A 19,698-nucleotide genomic window follows, 5' to 3' on the forward strand; every position below is an offset into this window, starting at 1 on the left:
GCTGGCTCGCCAGCCCCAGGGGGCGGTGGTAACATGAGCTATGTTTGATCTAATCCAATTCGGCAGCCAACCTTGTCTTGAAGGCGACGGCCAGGCCTACACTTACGCTGAGGTGCAGCGCGAGACCGAGCGCATGCGGGCGGTGCTGCCGGGCCGCCATCTGGTGTTGTGTCTGTGCGAAAACAGCCTGCCCTCTCTGCTGGGCTATATCTCCCTGGTCGTGCATGACCAGGTGCCGCTGCTCATCGAGGCCAGTCTGCAAGCACCGACGGTGCAGGCCATGGCAGCTCTCTACCGGCCGGGCTATGTGTGGCTGGCAGAAGCGCGCAGCGCAGAGTGGCCGGGGGCCACGCCGGTCTATCGCTCGGGCCATTATGTGCTGCTCAAACTGGCGCACGCGGAGGCGCCGCCGTTGCTCGATGCAAGCCTGCAACTGCTGCTGACCACCTCGGGTTCGACCGGGAGCAGCAAGCTGGTGCGCCTGAGCCGGGCCAATCTTTTGGCGAATGCGGCGTCCATCTGCACCTATCTCGATATCCGGGCAGAGGATGTGGCGGTGACCAGCTTGCCGTTCAGCTATTCTTTCGGCCTGTCGATCATCCACACCCATCTGCTGGCAGGTGCGTCGATCCAGGTCACTGCGCTGACGCCGCTCAATCGCCAGTTCTGGGACCTGATGCAGCAGCGCAAGGTCACCTCGTTGTCCGGAGTGCCCTACACCTACGATATGCTCAAGCGCATCAAGTTCGAGCGCTTCGATTTGCCGGCCTTGCGTTACCTGACTCAGGCTGGCGGCAAGATGAGCGCCTCGGGCCTGACCTATCTGCAGCGGCTGTCGACGGAAAAAGCCTGGCCCTGCATCGTCATGTACGGCCAGACCGAAGCCGGTCCGCGCATGGCCTATCTGCCGGCGGCCTGGCTGGCGCACAAACCGCAGAGCATCGGCGATGCCATTCCCGGCGGCCGCTTCGAACTGATCGACGTGGATGGCAAGCTGATCACGGCGCCGCACGTACCGGGTGAACTGGTCTATTACGGTCCAAATGTGGCACTCGGGTACGCGACCGGTGCGGCGGACCTGGTGCGCGGCGATGACTGGGGCGGCCGACTGTCGACCGGTGATGTCGCCTATCGCGACGAGGAGGGCTGCTATTACATCAGCGGTCGCCTCAAGCGCTTCGTGAAGGTTTTTGGTAATCGCGTCTCGTTCGACGAGGTGGAAGCCTTGCTGCAGAGCGCCCACCCGGATTGTGACTTCGTCTGCCACGGCCAGGACGACCGCTTGTGCATCGCCTTTGTTGGCGCCTGCGATGTGCAGGCGCTGCTGGCATTCGTCACACGTCAACTGGGGCTGCACCGCAGCGCGATCCACTGCGAGGCGATCACCGAGATTCCTCGCTTGGGCAACGGAAAGATCGATTACACAGCCCTGTATTCATCAACCAGCTTGTAAGGCCATGGAGAAGCAAATGAATAACCTCGAAAAATACCAGAGCATTTTCAAAGAAGCATTCCAGTACGACGGCGACGTCGAACAACTGAACTATCAGGACATCCCGGAATGGGACAGCGTCGGTCACATGCAGCTCATGGCCGCACTGGAAGACAGCTTCGGCATCGAGCTGGACGTGGACGACATCATCGATTTCTCCAGCTTCAAGAAGGGAATCACGATCCTGTCCAAGTACAGCGTGGCGATCTGATCATGAGCCTCCCGCTGGAATTCGACATCAACGGCATCAAGGCGTGCCAGCGCAACCGGCATCCGCTGCTGTTCGTCGATCGCGTATTTGACGTGATTCCCGGCGAGAGGGCGTCGGGCTTGAAGTGCTTCAGCTACAACGAGTGGTTCTTCCCTGCGCACTTCGACGATGAACCCAACGTTCCGGGCTTCATCCAGGTAGAGTCGCTGGTACAGACCTTCATCATGAGCTTCCTGTCGAAGGAGGAGCTACGGGGCAAGAAAACCAACTTCCTGAGCATCGACAACGTCAAGTTCAAGCGCAAGATCGTTCCCGGTGATACGCTGACCATCCACGCCACGCTGAAGTCCTTGCGCCGTGGCATCGCGACCGGCAGCGCAGCAAGCTTCGTCGGTGATGCGCCGGCCTGCTCTGCTGACTTCGTCGTGGCGATTCCTGACATCCTGGACCAGTTCAAGCCCAAGGGTGCGGCATGAGGCTGGCGGACTACGTATTCGAAACGCTGGCCGACCATGGCGTCGATACGGTATTCATGGTCACCGGTCGCGGCGCGCTGTTCCTCACCGATGCCGTAGCCAAGTGCGAACGGCTGCGTCCGGTGTGCGTGCATCACGAGCAGGCCGGCGCCTATGCTGCCACGGCGCGTGCCCAGCTTCACAACGCGCCGGCCGTTTGCCTGGTCTCGACCGGCTGCGCGTCGACCAATGCCGTCACCGGGGTGCTGAGCGCCTACCAGGATGGTTTGCCGGTGATCTTCGTTTCGGGACAGAACGTTCTGAAGGAAACCACGTACTACACGGGACATAAACTGCGCACGTATGGCCAGCAGGAAGCCAATATCGTGGAGATCGTCAAGTCCATCACCAAGTATGCGGTGACGCTCACCGATGCACGCGACATCCGTCGACATCTGGAAGAAGCGCTCTACCTGGCCAGCGAGGGCAAGAAAGGGCCGGTGTGGCTGGACATCCCTCTGGACCTGCAAAGCGCCCAGATAGAGCCTTCCGATCTGCCCGGCTATACGCCCGCGGCGGTACCGGTACTGGCACCACAAACCGATATCGACTACCTGCGCGCGGCACTGGCACAGGCGCAGCGGCCGGTGCTGCTGATTGGCTCCGGACTGCGCTCGGCGGACCGGCTCAGCGAGTTCGCCGCGTTTGCGGAGACAAACCGGATTCCCGTGGTCTACACACCCAGTTCGGCGGACTGCTATCCGCTGTCGCAGCCGTTGTCGGTCGGTTCGCTGGGTAGCATGGGCTGCTCGCGCGCCGGTGCTTTTGCGGTCCAGAACGCCGACTGCCTGGTAGTCCTCGGCAATCGTCTGTCTTCCATCACTACCGGGACTGACCTGTGCAAGTTCGCGCGTCAGGCCAAGACCATCATCGTGGACATCGATCCCGACGAGCACAGCAAGAATGACCTGCGCATCGATCGCCTGATCCTGCAAGATCTGCGTACGCTGTTCGACCGGCTGGGTCCGCAGCGCATTGCCGGGGACACCGCCGCCTGGGTCGCCACCTGTGCGCGCTGGAAGTCAACTTACGCGGCCGAACCGTATTTCGCTTCCACCGACCGTATCGACCTGTATGACTTGACCGATGCCTTGTCGGATGCGCTCGACGACGATGCCATTGTCGTTACCGATTCCGGGCTGATCGAGGTGATCCTCCCGTCGAGGCTGAACTACGGTAGCAAGCGCCGCGCGATTCACCCGGTGTCGCAAGGGGCGATGGGGTTTTCCATCCCCGCTGCGCTGGGGGTGGCCGATGCGCAGCGTCAAACCGTGGTAGTGGTCGGCGACGGCTCCTTCATGATGAACATGCAGGAACTGGAGACCCTGCGCGCCCACAAGATCGCGTTGAAGCTGATCGTGGTGAACAACAACGTTTATTCCATCATCCGCCGTCGGCAAAAAGAACTGTTCCGCAAGCGCACCATCGGAACCGATCCAGGCAATGGCGTGACCGTACCAAGTTTCGAGAAAGTGGCCGCACTTTTTGATTTCGGCTATGTCCGCATTGACGGCATTACAGGGCTTGCCGCCGGTCTGCGCGAGGTATTGAGCAGCCAAGGGCCGGTGTTGTGCGAGATCATGGGCAAGGATGACCAGGAGTATGTCGAGGTCTCCCATGCGAAAAACAGCAGCGGCAAGTTCGTGCGGCGTCCGCTGGAAGATCAGTGGCCTTTCCTGGAGCGAGAGGCCTTCCTGGCCGAAATGATCGTACCGGCTATTGACCAATAAGGAGAGAGCATGAAGCTCAATGACGGGATCCTCATCGAGAACCACGGCGCGCCGTATTTCATTGCAGAGCTCAATACCAGCCACTTCGGCAAGGTAGAGACAGCCAGAGAAATGATCGTGGCAGCCAAGGCCGCAGGCTGCGACTGCGTAAAGTTCCAGTCGTGGTCGGCCAGCACGCTCTATTCGAATACGTACTACCGGCACAATCCTGTGGCCAAGCGTTTTGTCGACAAGTTCTCGTTCTCCTCTGCGCAGTTGAAGGAGCTGGCAGACTTTGCGCGCCTGCAGGGCCTGGCATTTTCTTCCACGCCCTACGCGCGCGAAGAGGTCGATTTCCTGCTCGAGCAATGCGGCGTTCCTTTCATCAAGATCGCCTCGATGGAAATCGACAACCTGCCCTACCTGGACTACATCGCCCGCACCGGTTCGGCCATCATCCTGTCGACCGGCATGTCTGACCAGTCCGAAATCGACCGCGCCGTGCAATGCATACGCGCGGCCGGTAACGACCAGGTCTGCGTACTGCATTGCGTGTCGATCTACCCTGCCGAGCCCTCCACGATCAATCTGAACAATATCCTGACCTTGCGCCAGCGCCATCCGGACCTGGCAATCGGCTATTCCGACCACACCCTGGGTGCGGCCACGCCGATCGCCGCAGTGGCTCTGGGTGCACCGATCATTGAAAAGCACTTCACGCTGGACGCGGCCAAGATCGGCATGGACAACCAGATGGCCATGGAGCCCGATGACTTTGCCGCCATGATAGATGCCTGCCGGACAGCGTGGCAGTCGCTGGGTTCGCACGAGCGCGTGGTGTCGGAGGCCGAACTGGCACAACGCCGCAACATGCGCCGCAGCGTGGTCACCCGTCACGCAATTGCGGCAGGCACCTTGCTGACAGCGGAGCACCTGGACTTCAAGCGTCCCGGCGACGGCTATAGTCCGGCGCAGGTCGATGAGGTGCTAGGGCGCCGGGTGCTTCAGGATATCGCGGCTGACGAAGTCCTGTACCCCGCAATGCTGGCCGGATGATCGACCTCACCATCCTGAACCGATCGCGGGGCAAGAGCGTTCTGCTCATACACGGCCTGTTCACGACTTCCGGCTACTGGCTGCCTTATCTGGGCAACCTGAAGGATTGTCGTCTGCTGATACTGGATATCGACTATCGCGCCATCGGTGAACCGGGACCCTATCTGCAGCGCGTGGAAGAGATCATTGCGACAGAGGCCCAGGGCCGGGTCGATGCGGTGGTAGCGCATTCTCTCGGAGCGCTGCTCTCCAGCAGCCTGTCGGACCGGATGCGGCGGACCAGTTATGAAGTGTGCCCTGTATATGGCGCCACGCGCTTGCAGCCGGAACGTTTTGTCGAGGAGATCGAGCAACGCCTGAGATCGACCATGAGTGGCGAACAGATTCGTGCACTGCTGGCGCAAGTAGACGCCGCGCTGGCCCGCCACGTCGTATGCAATCCGATCCAGGCAACCATCTACCTGCCCGAGACCGACCCGTATTTTGCCTATGACCCGGGGCCGGTCGGCCGATATTTCAAGGGGAATCATTTCGACATCACGGCGGCCATGGAGGAGATCGGCAAGGAGTTGTCCGCATGAGTTACTACGAGCATTTCTCTATATTTGACACTAACCACCCCTACGGCCTGCCAGCAGGGGAAAAACAGCGCCTGCTGGTGGAGCTGCTCAATGAGCTGACCGCACACCACCTCCGGCAGTCGGTGCCCTACGCCAGGATCGTCGCCAGCCTGGGCATGCCTCCCGTCGCGCACCGCCTGGCCGACGTACCATTCATTCCGGTGCGCCTGTTCAAGCACCTGGACCTGCTCAGCGTCCCGCGCAGCGAAATATTCAAGACCCTGACCTCCAGCGGTACCAGTGGCCAGGCCGTATCGCGCATCCATCTCGACCGTGAGAACGCCTCCATGCAGACACGGGTACTGGGGGCTATCGTCTCCAGTTTCCTGGGCAAACAGCGCCGGCCCATGGTGGTCATCGATGCCGACAATCTGCTGGCAGAGCGCCGGCAGTTCAATGCACGCGCGGCCGGGGTACTGGGCTTCTCGGTCTACGGCAAAGAACATATTTATGCATTGGATGCAGACATGGCGCTCAAGCTGGAGGCGCTCGACGCCTACTGCAACCAGCATCGTGCCCGCGGCATCTATGCTTTCGGCTTTACCTTCGTGGTCTGGAAGTTCTTGTGCCAGGCGCTGGAACGCAGCCAGCACCGGCTGGACTTTGGCCCCGACAGCATTCTGATCCATGGCGGCGGCTGGAAAAAACTGCAGGAGCAAAGCGTGTCCAACACCGTGTTCAAGGCTACCTTGCAGGAACGCGCAGGGCTGCGCCACGTTCACAACTACTATGGCATGGTGGAGCAGACCGGCTCCATCTACATGGAGTGCGAGCACGGTCACCTGCACGCATCCAACTACGCCGACGTGATCGTGCGGGATCCGATGAGCTTCAAGCCGCTGCCGGCGGGTCAACCGGGACTGCTCCAGGTACTCAGTCTGTTGCCGCACAGCTACCCGGGCCACAGTCTGCTGACCGAAGATGTCGGCGTGTTGCTGGGCGAGGATGACTGCCGGTGCGGACGCATGGGCAAATACTTTCACGTGAACGGCCGCATGCAATCGGCCGAGATACGCGGATGCAGCGATGTGAGGCAGGTCTGATGAAGAATGTTCAGTTTTTTGTGCCGGTCGCTGCCGCCAGAGCCGATCTCGATACCGTTCTGAGGACCGCATCTGGCCTGCGGCTTCTGGCGCCGTTCGATCCGATGCTGGTTGACTTCGTCGTCGCTTTCGCAAAGTCCATCCTGCTGGACCGGACTTCGCGCGAGTATCCGGAACTGGTCGTGCTGGGCAATTTCTTTCGCACCGCCCGGATCGAGAGGCTCAAGCGCGCATTGATGATGGAAGAGGGTGCAGCCTGTTTCGGCCGCGGCCTTGTCTTTCACATTGCGCCCTCCAACGTGGATTCCGTATTCCTGTACAGCAGCCTGCTGTCTGTGCTGTGCGGCAATATCAACATCGTCCGCATTTCACGCAACGCCGGGCCGCAACTGCGCTTCGTGCTGGACAAACTGGAGCGGGCGCTGGCGCAGGCCGGTTTGGGCGAGCGTTTTTATGTACTGACCTACGAGCACGACGACGCCATCACCACGCGGATTTCCGCGCAGTGCCACATGCGGGTAGTCTGGGGAGGCGATGCCACGGTCAGCAAGATACGCTCCCTGCCGCTGCGCCCGACCGCCACCGAGCTATGCTTTCCGGACCGCTTTTCGGCCGCCATGTTGCGTGCCGACGCGATCAACGCGCTCGATACCGCAGCCCTGGACCTTCTGTGCGGAGACTTCTACAACGACGCCATCTGGTTTGCACAGCAAGCCTGCTCCTCGCCGCGGCTGGTGGCCTGGATTGGCGACGAGCAGGCCTGCACGACAGCCCGGCTGCGCTTCTGGCAGAGCTTTGCGCAAGTGTTGAAGCACAAGGATTTCGAGAACTCGTCCGGCATGGCCATGGACCGCTTCGTTACCGCCTGTCTCGTGGCCACCGAACCGACCCACCGAGACACCACGGCACTGGGCTTCCCCACGCGTATATTGATGAACAGTGCACCGCTTGCAGCGGCCAAGCATCACCACCGTGGCAATGGTCTGTTCTACGAACAGTGTTTTGGCGACGTACCGGCCTTCCTGAGCACCCTGAGCGATCAGGAGCAGACGCTTTCGGTATTCGGCTACGAGGGGCCGGAGATGGCACAGTGGCTCGGCGACTTGCCCATGCGCTCAGTGGACCGAATCACCAAGGTTGGCCACGCGCTGGACTTCAATGAAATCTGGGATGGCACCCGTCTCTTGCAGGCCTTCACGCGCCGCATCAGCATTGAGCTGTAGTACGGACTCGTCAAACCACTTCGGAATGCACTGCTGGAAAGATCAGTCCGGATAGTTCAGGTTGGCAGCCGCCTTGACCAGGTGTTCGTAATGCGCGCCGGGCACCACCTTGCGCAACAGGATGACCAGATGATTGAAAATCATGTGGTCGAAATCGGCGGCGAAGCGCTGATCCAGCGTCATCTGCATACGCCGCAACAAGCCCAGGAACTCGGCCTCGAAACGCATGTTGAATTCAATATTGCCGTCGTATTTCCCGGTGAAACTCTGCGGGTTCTGGCTGCGCCAGCAGCTGAAATCGAAAGGCAGGTACAGCGCGCCACCGCGCAGAGCGCCCAGTACCTGGTACATGTAGTCGCCCACGGGCTGGTGCTCGAAGACCCACCGGGGCGCTTTGTCGAAGACATTGGTGCGCATCACGATGGAGCCGGTGTGTATGAAACCACCGTCGCCGCGGATCACTTCAGAGGCTTCCACCCGACGTGCCTTGTCGCCCAGTGCGCTCATGAAAGTATTGGTATGGTTGCCGTCCAGGTCGACGATCGGCGCCCGGGCGAAGCACAAATCCATGTCGCGGTGCTTGTCCAGGCCCATCATCTGCAACATGAGCTTGTTGTCATCCATCCAGAAGTCGTCACCCTCCAGCAAGGCAAGATACTCGCCCTCCACCTGTTCCAGCATGTCCAGCAGGAATGGAACCCTGCGCTGGACCCGATTGAAGGGACGGAACAAGCGCTTGACCTGCACCTCCTTACCGGCCAGCATGGCTTCGCCGAGCTCGATGGTGCGATCGGTGGAGCGGTCATCGTGCCAGATAATCTCCAGCTCGTGGAGACTGCTCTGGCGCAGGATGCTGCTGATGCACTGCTGGATGAAGGCTTCGTGATTGTAGGTAATCAGCAGCAGGGAAATCTTTTTTTTCATGACTCGATCATCGGAAAAAACTGGGAGACGGGTGAATTCATGCTGACAGGCAGGCGCACATGAGTTCAGTGGGCGATGATACTCACGATACGCTGGAGGTCAGCCGCCTCCAGGGCAGGGTAGATCGGCAGGCACAGGATCTTGCGCGCCACCTGGTGTGCCACCGGGAGGTTGCCGGGCGCAGCGCTGGGCAGATTGCGATACATGGGCATCTCCGAAATCAGCGGGTAGAAATAGCGTCGGCCGAAGATGTTGTCGGCCTTGAGCTTCTCGTACAGGGCATCCCGCGACAGAGGATAGTGATCCTCGACCAGGATGGGATAGTAGGCATTGTTGGAGTGCACGCTGCGGTTGCCCTCGACGACAGTGATGCCATCGATTCCCGCCAACGCCTCGTTGTAGAACAAGGCGATCTCGCGTCGCCGGGACAGGGCTCCTTCCACATAACGCAATTGCAGCAGCCCCATCGCCGCATTGACTTCACTCATCTTGCCATTGATGCCAGACTCGACTACCGTGGTCTCGTCGACGAACCCGAAGTTCTTCAGATTGTCGATGCGCTGCTTGGTGGCTGCATCGTGGCAGACGATGGCGCCACCCTCGAAGGTATTAAACACTTTCGTGGCATGAAAGCTCAGCACCGAAAGGTCGCCATATTGCAACAGGCTTCGGTCACCATGCTGGACGCCGAAAGCATGCGCCGCGTCATAGATCACCTTCAGACCGTGACGGCGCGCCACCTCTGCGATACCGTCCACATCGCAGGCGGTGCCGTAGCAATGGACAGGCAGGATCGCAGTGGTGCGCGCCGTAATGGCCGCCTCTACGCTCGCCGCAGACAGGTTCATCGTGACCGGATCGATATCGGCAAATACCGGCTGAAGATGGTTCCATATCTGCGAATTGACGGTGGCCACGAAGGAATAGGGCGTGGTGATGACCTCACCGGTAATCTCCAGGGCCTGCAGAGCCGCGATCAGCGCGATGGTGCCATTGTTGAACAGCGCAATGTGATCTACACCGAGGAAGTCGCGCAGCGCCGCCTCCAGCTCCTGATGCAAAGGACCATTATTGGTGAGAATCTTGTTGGCCCAGATCTTCTCCAGGTAGGTCACGAATTCGGTCAGCGGCGGCAGGAATGGCTGCGTCACATAGATGTTCTTGCTGCTCACGATATTCTCCAGGATCAAGTTGCCGACCGTCTGCCACGGTCTCAGGACAGCGTCAGTAGTTCTTCCAGCGAGGGCCCGGCCAGCAGCTGCCGGTAGTAGTCGAAGATCTTCTCCGTCATCTCGGGCGCGCGTTGCGCGCTTTGGTAGAACAGTTCGGTCGCATCCGCATGCATGTCGCACACCTGCGCCAGCACGCCCATCTGAAAGATGATCTCGGGATCTTCCGGACGTTCGTTGAGCGCCTGCGTGAGCGTGGCGAAGGCTTCCTCATATTGTTCCCGTGCGATCTGCCACTGCGCCAGTGCCACCGGATCGTCCGGCGGTGGCGACGGCAGGCTGCGTGTGGCCAGCGCCAGGCGTGGAGTGGCCCGCAGTCTCCCCTGGTAAGCTTCGATTACCTGCTTGAGCACATCGGGGCAATGCCGGATGGCTTCCGTGAAGATGTTGTTGGCATCGTCGAGCATGCCCGACAGCAATCCGATGTATCCCAGCTGGAACAGGTATTGCGGGTGCTCCAGCAGCGCCTCCTGCTGCGACAGCAGCAACTGATAGGCAGCGTCGAGATCACCGGCCTCGATCATGGCTCGGGTGTTGCGCAGAAAGATCGTGGCCTCGTCTTCTGCGTCATCCGCGACGGGGGGAGTCAATGGTGCCAGGGCCGCCCTCTGCGGCAGGGGACGCTCGGTGGCCAGCTTGCGCTCGATGGCATTCCACATGAACGACAGCCGGAAGTCGCCTGTCAGGTCGGCGCGCGCAGACTCGACCTGCGCGATGACGCGCATGATCTCGTAATGGCGCGGCATCGGGCAATTATCAGCGCACCTGTCGCGCTGAAAGATCTGCAGCAATTCCTTGAGCTCCTCCAGCGCCTGGCCCAGGAGCTCTTGCGACACCGGCACGCCCAGGCGATTGCCCACATGGGCGAGCAGCCACGCCGGATCGGAGGCTGGAGAAAAGCCGGTCCTCGCGGCACTGCCCGTGAGCAGCATCGCATCGAGGGTACGCGCCAGCAGTTCAGCGCGCTCGTTGCCCGGGTCGAAGCGGGTCAGGCTCTGCGCCTGCCAGAGGAAGCTATGTCCCTCGCTGGCCATGGCATCGTAATGGTTGTGCCAGCCAGCCGCACGCTCCTGCCGCGTGTAACGCGGCAAGCGCTCGTTGAGCACCTTGCGTCGCCCATGTTCGCTGCCCCGGATCGGATAATGGCGCAGGATGAACGGAATGGGGAAGACCTGCCGTTCTGCAAACGCGACGTTATGCCCTCCCGAGGAAGCCAGGTCGACCTCGACGCCCGTATTCTTCCACGCCTTGATCTGGAGTGCATTGACCCACTCGCCGGGCTCGTAGAACTTGAAACATTGGCGCAGGTCGTCCCCTGGACGGAAACTATCATCAACCGGACGGAAGTTGAACAGTGCGAAATTGACGGCATTGAAACCAAGTGAATCGACTACGCCGAATGCGTCGGCCAAGGACATGTCCGGCCAGGGCGACTCACGCAGTTCATCGGCGTCCGCATGGATGATCCAGTCGGCGCCAAGCTGCCCAGCCAACTGCGATTTGCGCATCAGGATTTCACGCCAAAGGTACTGCTTCTCGAGATCGGCGGGCGGGCCTGGCGGAAACGCCTCGATCTCGATGAGGCCGCGTCCCAGCCACTGGCTGGCGACCTCGACCGTATTGTCGGTGGAGTGATTGTCCAGCAGGTAGACCTCGCAGCCATTGCCGATCAGGTCACCGATGACCTGGCCGATTACGTCACCCTCATTGAAAGAAGAGATCAGCGCAATCACGCGCAGGCGCCGCTGCGGCAGCAAGTCGCGCAGGCGGGTGGCGGAACGGGCAGAGAATGGAATCATGATGCTGTCCTGAAAATCAAGTCGGTGGCCGTCGGCGGCCTGTCATCAAAAGAAATGTTGTTTGGTACGCTCGTCATCGCGCAACGGTTCACACTGCTGCAGGATACGGTTGCGCAACGCGAAGAAATTCACGAAATAGCGCTGGTGACGGGTCTCGATGAAGGCCAGCTTGAGCGCGTTGCACGTCATCATGTCATTCCAGCAGGGTATGTAGGCCGGGTTCGACCAGGGCATCAGTTCGATGTCATAGGCCACCGTCTTGATCGAAGTATCCAGCGCCAGTACCAGCGAGGCCAGGCGCTCCACGATGAACACCTTCATGTTCAACGGTGACTTCTGGCGATAGTCAGTGAACGCGTCGATCTTTCTTCCCAAGCTGCTGTTGCGGTCCTCGGCCAGTGCGAAGAGCTGCTCCGTCAAGGCGAACCACTGCGCCCAGAAAGTCGGCTTGGCGACGAAGTAATTGCAGAAGATGGTGCTGCGCAAGTCCATCACCAGGCGGGTGAAATCGACCTGGATGTCCAGCGCGGCCAGGAACTCGTTGGTGATATCGATCAGGCCCGGGTGATAGCGGTTGCCATGCTCGAAAACATTCAGGTAGCACAAGGAATCCTGGCGCAGCGGCGACAGGGAATACACATCATGGCCCGGATGGGCATCGATGAACGCATACACCTGCCCGGCACTCAGATTGGTCTTGTGACGAAAGACGGGTGAAAAAAAGCCGTACAGCTCATCACCGTTTATTACGTTGTTGAGCAGGAAGTTTCGCATTGGCCAATATTCACGCCAATCCGGCCGCGCATTGTCGTTGTTGTCAAGCGGAAGGAAACCAGGGTCGACCAGGCGGCGCGTCTGCTCGTCATAGTGAATCTGGTAGATGTTGGCCTTGGTCACATGCTCTCCTGGTTGGACAAGAGGGCCATGGCCGACATCGCAAGGGCGCAGCTCGACGGCGATGTCGCCTGTCCCGCTGCACGGCCACGGCTGACGAGCGGCGCAGAAATACGGTGATTGAAGTCCATGATGGTCAAACGTTGGCTAAGGGAGCAAGGATCGGTGGGGCGAAGATCAGAATCCCATCTTCCTCACGGCAATCTGCGATTGCACCCGATAGATCAGGCGCTCGAAGGTCTCTGCCCAGTCACTGGTGAGGTTGCCCAGGAGCAGGCTCTTGCCGGCCCGGGTGACGCGACGGCGTACGTCTTCGTTGCAGAGCACCATCTGCAGATTCGACGCCAGCAGTTCAATGTTGCCCACCGGGTGCATCATGGCATTGACGCCGTGCTTCAGACCAATATGGCCATAGGTCGCCAGGTCCGACAGGCAGACCGGGACCTGAAGTTCGCAGGCCTCCCATATCGTCAGTGGTTGCGACTCGCTGGAACTGGCCAGCACGAAGGCATCGGCGGAGGCCAGGTAACGCAGGGTCTCTTCGTTAGGCTGCTCGCCCAGGAAGCGGTAGCGCTCCGGCAGCGCTTCCGAGAGCTTGCGCGCTCCCTCGGCCAGTTGCAGGTACTTGCCGATGAAGACCACTTCGATTCCCGTACGCTGTTCGCTGTTCATGGCATTGACTGCCATGATGGTGTCCTCCATGCGCTTGCGCGGCTCGATGGTGCCGATGCAGACGATACGCTTCTTGTCCTTGGGCTTGGGCTGCAGGTCCTGCTGGCGATAGATGGCGTCATTCCAGAACGGCAGCACATGCACCATGGCCGGACTGTCGAACAGGAAGCTGCCGTAGACGATGCGCTGGAACTCGGTCTGGAAGACGATATGAGTAGCGCTCTTGAAACCCATCGCCATCTGCGGATAACGCAGCAACAAGTCACGGCCGACCTCAGCCTCGTGCACCCACCAGATCACCGGACAGCGCGGGGCCAGCTCGCCCACGAGGGAGCCCGACAGGATGCAGTTGGAAACGATCAGATCAGGCTGACCAGCCAGATCCTTGACGATGGGAATCCCCAAGGCCTCGAATTGCTTCCTGATCTCGCCCTGGCCATCGATGCGCGGCAACACCGAGACCTCATGATTCTGCACCAGCCGCTCTGCCAAGCGCAACATGGCGGTGCTCGCCCCGGTGGTGTAGAACTCGTCGTTCAGCAAAAGAATCTTCATGTAATGTCCAAAGATGACGCGGCCCCTGAGGGGCCGCCTGTGGCTCATAATGTTGGCACTATTGCGCTGCCAAAGTATTCCCCCGGAAAAACACGGGCAGCGAGCCTCAGGTTCTCATCTTAATGGGAGCAGCCGCCCTCAAAGGGCGGAGCACACCCGCAAATGCCCTTCAGCTTCCTTTTTGAGCAACCCCGGCGCGGAGGCTGGGGCAGCATGCTAGACTTTGCCCTTTTAGCAAGTCCATCAAACCCGCTCCGCCATGAACATCGTCATCCTCGCCGCCGGCATGGGCAAACGCATGCAATCCTCGCTGCCCAAGGTCCTGCACCCGCTCGCCGGCAAGCCGCTGCTGGGCCATGTCATCGATACCGCGCGCCAGCTGGCGCCCACGCAACTGTGCGTGATCTACGGCCATGGCGGCGATGCCGTGCCCAAGGCCTTCGCCAACCAGGAGCTCTCCTTTGCCCTGCAGGAACCGCAACTGGGCACCGGCCACGCCGTCATGCAGGCCGTGCCGCATCTCGATGATGGCGCGCCCACGCTGGTGCTGTATGGCGATGTGCCGCTGACCACCGCCGCCTCGCTGCAACGCCTGCTGGACGCGGCTGGCCAGGACAAGCTCGGTGTGCTGACCGTGACGCTCGAAGACCCCACCGGTTACGGCCGCATCGTTCGCGAGGACGGCAAGATCAAGCGCATCGTCGAGCAAAAGGATGCCAGCGAGGCCGAGCGCGCCATCCACGAAGTCAACACCGGCATCATCGTCGCGCCCACGGCGCGGCTGCGCCAGTGGCTCTCGCAGCTCTCCAACAACAATGCCCAGGGCGAGTACTACCTCACCGACGTGATCGCGGCCGCCGTGGCCGATGGCGTAGACGTGGTCTCGGCCCAGCCCGATGACGTGGCCGAAACCCTGGGCGTGAACAGCAAGGTGCAACTGGCCGAGCTGGAACGCGTGCATCAGCGCAACATCGCCCATCGCCTGCTGGAAACCGGCGTGACCCTGGCCGACCCGGCGCGCATCGACGTGCGCGGCAAGCTGGAATGCGGACGCGATGTGAGCATCGACGTCAATTGCGTCTTCGAAGGCCAGGTCAGCATTGGCGAAGGCAGCAGCATCGGCGCCCATTGCGTGATCCGCAATGCGCGCATCGGTGCGGGCGTGGCCATCAAGCCCTTCACCCACATCGAGGATGCGGTGGTCGGCGACGGCGCCCAGATCGGGCCTTATGCGCGCCTGCGCCCGGGTACCGAACTGGCCCGGGAGGTGCACATCGGCAACTTCGTCGAGGTCAAGAACAGCATCGTGGGCGTGGGCAGCAAGGCCAATCACCTGGCCTACGTGGGCGATGCGGATGTGGGCAGTGGCGTCAATGTCGGCGCCGGCGTGATCACCTGCAACTACGACGGCGCCAACAAATTCCGCACCATCATCGAGGATGGCGCCTTCATCGGCAGCGACACCCAGCTGGTCGCCCCGGTGCGCGTGGGCAAGGGTGCCACCATCGGTGCCGGCACCACCCTGACCAAGGATGCCCCGGCCGACCAGCTGACCTTGTCGCGCGCCAAGCAGCTGTCGCTGGCGGGATGGCAGCGGCCGGTCAAGATCAAGAAGTGAGCGCTGCGGATGGCGGGCCCTGTGGATAAATCAACCGGGAGGGCGTGGTTCCAGGGCGATATGAAGGAAAAAGCCCCTTGAAACACGACTTCGTGACTTATCCACAAGCCAACACGGCCGAACCCTGAAGGTTTCGGCCGTTTTTCATGGGGCCTCGGCTGTCGCGCCGATCGGGATGGCCGTCTCGAACTTGCTGCGGTGGATGGAGAAATAGCTGCGCACGTTGCGCACATTGCGCTGGGAGGCGAAGAGCCGGTGCGCCAGGGCGTGATAGGCCGGCATGTCGCGCACCAGCACCACCAGCACGAAGTCCGGCCCCGGCGAGACCCGGTAGCACTGCTGCACCGCCGCCTCCCCCGCCACCAGGGCCTCGAAGGCCTGCTGTTCTTCTTCACCCTGGCGGTCCAGGGTGATCTCCACCACGGCCGTGAGGGTGGATGCGAGCTGAGCCGGATCCAGCAAGGCCACCTGGCGCGCGATCACGCCCGCCTCCACCAGCCGCTTGACGCGGCGCAGGCAGGTCGGCGGCGACGCATGCACCTGCGCGGCCAGCTCCTGGTTGGTCTGGCTGGCATCGGCTTGCAGGGCCTGCAGGATGCGGCGGTCGAGGTCGTCCAGGTCGAGGGAAGGTTTCATGGGAGCGAAGGGAAACGCGTGGAATTGCCTGACATTGTGTGAGTGTGGCTGAGATTCATTGACATATAAATTCATAATCCAGCATTGAATTAAATAATATTTCACCACATCCCAACAAGGTAATATTAGTTCATATCACCATCATTTTAGAAATCTTATTTCATATCGCCTCGCCTAATATGTATGCACAACTTTTCCAGCGAGGTACTTCATGTGCGGCATCGTCGGCGCGGTAGCGCAACAAAACGTCACTCCCATCCTGCTCGAAGGCCTGAAGCGCCTCGAATACCGTGGCTATGATTCCTGCGGCGTGGCGCTGCACGTGGACGGCAAGCTGCAGCGTTCGCGCAGCACCTCGCGCGTGGCCGAGCTGCAGCAGCAGGTGGCGCAGACCGGCCTGTCCGGTTTCACCGGCATTGCGCACACGCGCTGGGCCACCCATGGCGCCCCGGCCACCCACAATGCGCACCCGCACTTCTCGCGTGAGCGCATCGCGCTGGTCCACAATGGCATCATCGAGAACCATGACGAACTGCGCGCCGAGTTGCAGGCCGCCGGTTATGTCTTCGAGAGCCAGACCGATACCGAAGTGATCGCCCACCTGGTCGACCACATGTACGACGGTGATCTCTTCCACACCGTGCAGCAGGCCGTGCGCCGCCTGACCGGCGCCTACGCCATTGCCGTCTTCTGCGCCGACGAACCGCATCGCGTGGTCGCTGCGCGCCAGGGTTCGCCGCTGATCGTGGGCGTGGGCGATGGACAGAACTTCGTGGCCTCTGATGCGATGGCCCTGGCCGGCACGACCGACCAGATCATTTATCTGGAAGAAGGCGACGTGGTCGACCTGCAATTGCAGAAGGTGTGGATCGTCGACGCGGCCGGCCGCCCGGTCGAGCGCGAAGTGCGCACCGTGCAGGCTTACACCAGCGCGGTGGAACTGGGTCCGTACCAGCATTACATGCAGAAGGAAATCTTCGAGCAGCCGCGCGCCATTGCCGACACGCTCGAAGGTGTGGTCGGCATCATGCCCGAGCTGTTTGGCGACAAGGCCTACAAGGTCTTCAAGGAAGTGGATTCGATCCTGATCCTGGCCTGCGGCACCAGCTATTACGCCGGCCTGACCGCGAAGTACTGGCTGGAGTCGATTGCCAGGATCCCGGTCAACGTGGAGATCGCCAGCGAATATCGTTATCGCGACAGCGTGCCCAATCCGAAGTCGCTGGTGGTCACCATTTCGCAGAGCGGTGAAACGGCTGACACGCTGGCTGCGTTGAAGCATGCGCGTGGTTTGGGCATGACGCACACGCTGACCATCTGCAACGTGGCTACCAGTGCGATGGTGCGCGAATGCGAACTGGCCTACATCACGCGCGCCGGTGTGGAAGTAGGCGTGGCCTCGACCAAGGCGTTCACGACGCAACTGGCGGCGCTGTTCCTGCTGACGCTGGCGCTGGCGCAGACGCGCGGCCTGCTCACCGAAGAACAGGAAGCCGAACACCTCAAGGCGATGCGCCACCTGCCGGCTGCGCTGCAGAGCGTACTGGCGCTGGAGCCCTCCATCGTTGCCTGGGCCGAGGCCTTTGCGCGTCGCGAGAATGCGCTCTTCCTGGGCCGTGGGCTGCATTACCCGATCGCACTGGAAGGTGCGCTCAAGCTCAAGGAGATCACCTACATCCACGCTGAGGCTTATGCCGCAGGTGAACTGAAGCATGGTCCGCTGGCGCTGGTGACGGACCAGATGCCGGTGGTCACGATTGCACCTAATGATGCGCTGGTGGAAAAACTGAAGTCCAACATGCAGGAAGTGCGTGCGCGCGGTGGTCAGCTGTATGTGTTTGCGGATGGTGATTCACGCATCAATTCGGCGGAGGGATTGCATGTGATCCGCATGCCGGAACACTATGGCGTGCTGTCGCCGATCCTGCACGTGGTGCCGTTGCAGTTGCTGTCGTATCACACTGCGCTGGCAAGGGGGACGGATGTGGATAAGCCGCGGAATTTGGCCAAGTCGGTGACGGTGGAGTGAGGATGTCTGGCTGTCCTTGACCTGTTCTCGAACAATAGATAGGTGACTCAAGCCACAAATAGATAGGTGACTTTGGCAGTTCCGACTGGCCGCAATGCCAAGCCGGAAGCGGCCAGTCACCTAACTATTGTTCCGGACAATTTGCACTGCTTTTTTTCTGGCCTTCTTAGGCAGCCAAGAATAGTACGACCGCTCTTTTCCACCGCAAGTCATTTCCTCGCCCCCCCCCCATACTCGGGACCTCGTATCACCACTGTTTTCCATGTAGTCATGTTGACAGGCCACATTTTCGGCCGCCTCTTGCGCTGGCCCCTCCCCTATAAACGGGCGGAATCAACTTGATTTCGAAACAACAACCGGGGACGGGAAATGCTTTCAACCTGAATCATTCGATTGGCGATTCTTGTCGAAGCGTATGCAATTCATTAGGCGCTTTTTTGACGGCAGGCTTGTTCTTTCATCTGAAAAACAAGGTGCTCGACTACGATGCGCATTACAACCTCGGCGGAAATAACACTGCTCCTGATGGCCGGAAAATTCGCCCTCCCTTGGTACCGGTTCCGATGTTCTCCGCTGGCCGGCTGCCCAGCCTACTTTTTCTTCTTCGGCTCAACCGAGAGCATGGTCGTTACGACGGAGGGGTTGGCCCTATGCAACTGCTCCTGGATGACTTCGTAACCATAGAGCTTATTCAGGGCCACGGCGTTGGCGCACGACCTCGAGAAGCCGCCTTCGCAGTGAACGACGATGGTGGCGATATCTAATGGGAGGCTCTCTACGAACTGCTTCACCTCGGAAGCTTGGTGGCGCGTGAATGCGTCCTGAAGTTTCTTGGCTGCCCTAGAGGAGATTTCTTTCGAGAGGAAATCCACATCTGCGAAGCTGAGCCGCAGGATATGTGTGAACTCCGCTAGCGCTGCTGGCGGTTTCTCCGGGGCTGTGATGGAGATGACCGCCACGCCAGGCAGAGTCGGCAACTGCTGGGCATCACCTCTGGACATGGCGATGACCTGCCGGCCGGATATAGGCGGACTGAGGAGGCGGCCGTAAATTTCCCGGGATGAAAGCGGCATATCTCTAATTAATAATTGTCAGTAAATACTGACAATTTCAATCTAGGCGAAACCGGGGTGAAATGCAATGTTGCCGCGCCCTTAAGCCTGACTTGCAACTTCTGCCTCTGCGGCCGCGACGATATCCTTGTAGTCGAGGAAACTGTCCAGGCTATGACTGCGCAAGATGATGAGACACTTCAAGAAATCTGGAAGGAAGAGATTCCCTTCTTCAATATGAGCGACGAGTGTCTTCTTGGTGAAGCCAGCTCCGAGAGCGATTAACTTGTCTGCTAGCTCATCGACACTCATAGGTAAGGTCTGGCGCTGTTGAATTGCACTAAAAACTGACCCACTTTCCCCGGAAATTTGCATCCTAAGTTGACCCATGTTTAGACCACAATCCTGCTCATGACAGCGA

The 19,698-nt window shown here is 60.3% G+C and carries 18 protein-coding genes; 10 read left to right on the forward strand and 8 right to left on the reverse strand.

The genetic code is table 11. The features are described 5' to 3' along the window. The first annotated feature begins 40 nt into the window (after positions 1–40). From CEJ45_RS11130 to CEJ45_RS11165, 8 genes are read left to right on the forward strand one after another with little or no spacing between them, the layout of a single operon-like run. Entirely contained in the window at positions 41–1,453 is a 1,413-nt protein-coding gene (locus CEJ45_RS11130; protein WP_088755178.1) for an AMP-binding protein, read from the forward strand. 16 nt (positions 1,454–1,469) lie between these two features. Next, complete coding sequence (locus CEJ45_RS11135) at positions 1,470–1,703, forward strand: acyl carrier protein (protein WP_088755179.1); 234 nt, start codon at positions 1,470–1,472, stop codon at positions 1,701–1,703. Between the two features lie 2 nt (positions 1,704–1,705). Further along, complete coding sequence (locus tag CEJ45_RS11140; protein ID WP_167386293.1) at positions 1,706–2,179, forward strand: 3-hydroxyacyl-ACP dehydratase FabZ family protein; 474 nt, start codon at positions 1,706–1,708, stop codon at positions 2,177–2,179. Further along, a complete protein-coding gene (locus CEJ45_RS11145) occupies positions 2,176–3,948 on the forward strand; it encodes a thiamine pyrophosphate-binding protein (RefSeq protein ID WP_088755180.1) in 1,773 nt (590 codons plus the stop codon). Before CEJ45_RS11140 ends, CEJ45_RS11145 begins: the two co-directional genes overlap by 4 nt. A gap of 9 nt (positions 3,949–3,957) precedes the next feature. Beyond that, the gene (locus tag CEJ45_RS11150) at positions 3,958–4,983 is read left to right on the forward strand and encodes an N-acetylneuraminate synthase family protein (protein ID WP_088755181.1); all 1,026 of its coding nucleotides are present in this window, start codon (positions 3,958–3,960) and stop codon (positions 4,981–4,983) included. Further along, the gene (locus CEJ45_RS11155; protein ID WP_088755182.1) at positions 4,980–5,564 is read left to right on the forward strand and encodes an alpha/beta fold hydrolase; all 585 of its coding nucleotides are present in this window, start codon (positions 4,980–4,982) and stop codon (positions 5,562–5,564) included. The genes CEJ45_RS11150 and CEJ45_RS11155 overlap by 4 nt, the downstream gene beginning before the upstream one ends. Further along, complete coding sequence (locus tag CEJ45_RS11160; protein WP_088755183.1) at positions 5,561–6,646, forward strand: LuxE/PaaK family acyltransferase; 1,086 nt, start codon at positions 5,561–5,563, stop codon at positions 6,644–6,646. Before CEJ45_RS11155 ends, CEJ45_RS11160 begins: the two co-directional genes overlap by 4 nt. Beyond that, positions 6,646–7,869, forward strand: a complete 1,224-nt coding sequence (locus CEJ45_RS11165) for an acyl-CoA reductase (RefSeq protein ID WP_158214914.1) — start codon at positions 6,646–6,648, stop codon at positions 7,867–7,869. Before CEJ45_RS11160 ends, CEJ45_RS11165 begins: the two co-directional genes overlap by 1 nt. Before the next feature lie 42 nt (positions 7,870–7,911). On the opposite strand, the gene CEJ45_RS11170 is transcribed toward CEJ45_RS11165, so the two are convergent. The 5 genes from CEJ45_RS11170 to CEJ45_RS11190 form a co-directional block, all read right to left on the reverse strand. After that, complete coding sequence (locus CEJ45_RS11170; RefSeq protein WP_088755185.1) at positions 7,912–8,793, reverse strand: glycosyltransferase family 2 protein; 882 nt, start codon at positions 8,791–8,793, stop codon at positions 7,912–7,914. Positions 8,794–8,858: 65 nt separating this feature from the next. Next, positions 8,859–9,968, reverse strand: coding sequence for a DegT/DnrJ/EryC1/StrS family aminotransferase (locus CEJ45_RS11175; protein ID WP_277622419.1), 1,110 nt, complete (start codon positions 9,966–9,968; stop codon positions 8,859–8,861). A 38-nt stretch (positions 9,969–10,006) separates the two neighbouring features. Further along, positions 10,007–11,821 (reverse strand): glycosyltransferase family 2 protein, encoded by a 1,815-nt coding sequence (locus tag CEJ45_RS11180; protein WP_088755186.1) that lies wholly within the window; start codon positions 11,819–11,821, stop codon positions 10,007–10,009. A gap of 45 nt (positions 11,822–11,866) precedes the next feature. Next, positions 11,867–12,718 carry a hypothetical protein gene (locus tag CEJ45_RS11185; RefSeq protein ID WP_088755187.1) on the reverse strand — a complete coding sequence of 284 codons (852 nt, stop codon included), beginning with the start codon at positions 12,716–12,718 and terminating at the stop codon, positions 11,867–11,869. A 174-nt stretch (positions 12,719–12,892) separates the two neighbouring features. Further along, positions 12,893–13,942, reverse strand: coding sequence for a glycosyltransferase family 4 protein (locus CEJ45_RS11190; protein ID WP_088755188.1), 1,050 nt, complete (start codon positions 13,940–13,942; stop codon positions 12,893–12,895). A gap of 259 nt (positions 13,943–14,201) precedes the next feature. Between CEJ45_RS11190 and glmU the strand changes: the two genes are divergently transcribed. Then, positions 14,202–15,560, forward strand: coding sequence for a bifunctional UDP-N-acetylglucosamine diphosphorylase/glucosamine-1-phosphate N-acetyltransferase GlmU (gene glmU, locus CEJ45_RS11195; protein ID WP_088755189.1), 1,359 nt, complete (start codon positions 14,202–14,204; stop codon positions 15,558–15,560). A gap of 144 nt (positions 15,561–15,704) precedes the next feature. Here the strand turns inward: glmU and CEJ45_RS11200 are convergent, their stop codons facing one another. After that, positions 15,705–16,196: an Lrp/AsnC family transcriptional regulator gene (locus tag CEJ45_RS11200; RefSeq protein WP_088755190.1), complete on the reverse strand. Its 492-nt coding sequence runs from the start codon at positions 16,194–16,196 to the stop codon at positions 15,705–15,707. Between the two features lie 211 nt (positions 16,197–16,407). Between CEJ45_RS11200 and glmS the strand changes: the two genes are divergently transcribed. Continuing rightward, positions 16,408–18,225, forward strand: coding sequence for a glutamine--fructose-6-phosphate transaminase (isomerizing) (gene glmS, locus CEJ45_RS11205; RefSeq protein ID WP_088755191.1), 1,818 nt, complete (start codon positions 16,408–16,410; stop codon positions 18,223–18,225). A 590-nt stretch (positions 18,226–18,815) separates the two neighbouring features. On the opposite strand, the gene CEJ45_RS11210 is transcribed toward glmS, so the two are convergent. Both CEJ45_RS11210 and CEJ45_RS11215 read right to left on the reverse strand, forming a co-directional pair. Then, the gene (locus CEJ45_RS11210) at positions 18,816–19,226 is read right to left on the reverse strand and encodes a hypothetical protein (protein ID WP_241517327.1); all 411 of its coding nucleotides are present in this window, start codon (positions 19,224–19,226) and stop codon (positions 18,816–18,818) included. A gap of 153 nt (positions 19,227–19,379) precedes the next feature. Continuing rightward, positions 19,380–19,698: hypothetical protein (locus tag CEJ45_RS11215; RefSeq protein WP_206601746.1), on the reverse strand; the 319-nt coding region annotated here is incomplete at its 5' end.

This window comes from Herbaspirillum aquaticum (assembly GCF_002213425.1).
In the GTDB taxonomy this organism is placed as follows: Bacteria; Pseudomonadota; Gammaproteobacteria; order Burkholderiales; family Burkholderiaceae_D; genus Herbaspirillum; species Herbaspirillum aquaticum.